The following is a 1,981-nucleotide window of genomic DNA, read 5'->3' on the forward strand; positions in this document are numbered from 1 at the left end:
CCACCCCCGAAACCACCCCACAATGCTCAAACCGCGACCGCCCCAACAACGACCACCCCACATCCGACACCGACACCCCAGCACCGGAACCCTCAGCTATGAATCCCGCCAACCGCTTCGCATACCCCCGCAACGCCGACTCCGACCGAGCCGACAACACCCACGGAACAACCCCACCAACAACCGAATCCAACACCGGTGCAGAACTGTTCGGCTCCGCGTCACCCTCCGGCGCCTGCTCCAAAATCACATGCGCATTCGTCCCACTGATCCCGAACGACGACACACCAGCCCGACGCACCCGCCCCGTCTCCGGCCACACAGTCGATTCGGTCAACAACGACACCGCACCCGAAGACCAATCCACCTGCGAACTCGGCGCATCAGTGTGCAACGTCTTCGGCAGAACCCCGTACTGCATCGCCAGCACCATCTTGATCACACCGGCCACACCCGAAGCCGCTTGTGTATGACCGAGATTCGACTTCAACGATCCCAACCACAACGGCCGATCCGCCGCCCGGTCCCGGCCGTAGGTTGCCAGCAATGCGTGCGCCTCGATCGGGTCGCCCAGGCGAGTGCCGGTGCCATGTGCCTCGACGGCATCCACATCAGTGGTTTCCAAACCCGCGTTGGCGAGACTGCGACGGATCATCCGCTGCTGGGCGGGGCCGCTGGGAGCGGTTAGGCCGTTGGATGCGCCGTCCTGATTGACCGCTGAACCACGCACCACCGCCAGGATTTCGTGACCGTGGCGCCGTGCGTCCGACAGACGCTCCAACACCAGCACACCCGCGCCCTCGCCCCACCCGGTGCCATCGGCCGCCTCCGCAAACGACTTACACCGGCCATCAGCGGCCAACCCCTGCTGCCGCGAGAATTCCACAAAGATCTCCGGAGTGGCCATCACGGTCACGCCACCGGCAAGGGCCAGCGAGCACTCACCCGACCGCAGAGCCTGCGCCGCCTGATGCAAGGCAACCAGACTCGAGGAGCACGCGGTATCGATCGATACTGCCGGCCCCTCCAATCCCAGCACATACGAAACCCGACCGGACACAATGGCCCCGGTGCCGCTGCTGTACGGGTAGTCGTGATGCATTACACCGCTAAAGACTCCAGTGTCGCTGCCACGGAGACTGGCCGGATTGATGCCTGCGTGTTCCAATGCCTCCCACACTGTTTCGAGCAGAATCCGTTGCTGCGGATCCATACCCACCGCTTCACGAGGGCTGATCCCGAAGAACCCCGCATCGAACTCCGCAGCATCATGCAGAAACCCACCCTCACGCACATACGTCTTCCCCGCCACACCAGGCTCGGGATCAAACAACCCCTCCACATCCCAGCCACGATCGACCGGAAACCCCGACACCGCATCCCGCTCCTCGATCAACAACCGCCACAACGCATCCGGCGACGACACCCCACCAGGGAACCGACAACCCATACCCACAATCACAATCGGCTCCGACACCGATATCTCTTTCGGCGCTACCGCTCGGGTGACCGGATCGGTTTCGTTCCCGCGCAACTCATCCAGTACCTGCCGGGCCAGGACCTCAGGGGTTGGGTAATCGAAGATCAACGTCGCTGGCAACCGCAACCCTGTCGCGGTGTTGATCCGGTTTCGGAGCTCCACTGCCGTCAGCGAATCGAAACCCAGGTCACGGAAGTTGCGGTCGATATCCACAGCATCGGCGCCGTCATGAGCAAGCACCAATGCCGCTTGCGCGCGAACAACATCCAGCACTACCCGCAGCGCCTCAACCTCCGCCAGCCCCGCGACCCGCTGCCGCAACGACGAGTCACTACCAACACCCACAGCAGCACGCCGCGCCTGCGGCACTAACCCGCGCAGCACCGCAGGAATCGACATAGCCGTACGCAGGGCTGCGAGGTCGAGGTGGGTCGCGGTGACCGTCGCCCGGTCCGCGATCAGGGCAGCGTCGAACCACACCAAACCCTGCTCGACCGACAT

1 protein-coding gene is annotated in these 1,981 nt (G+C 63.8%); it reads right to left on the bottom strand.

The genetic code is table 11. The features are described 5' to 3' along the window. A partial coding sequence (locus ACIBCN_RS44480; protein ID WP_396998926.1) for a beta-ketoacyl synthase N-terminal-like domain-containing protein occupies positions 1-1,981 on the bottom strand: 1,981 nt, incomplete at both ends.

The sequence above is a fragment of the Nocardia sp. NPDC051052 genome (assembly GCF_044456045.1).
Taxonomy (GTDB): domain Bacteria; phylum Actinomycetota; class Actinomycetes; order Mycobacteriales; family Mycobacteriaceae; genus Nocardia.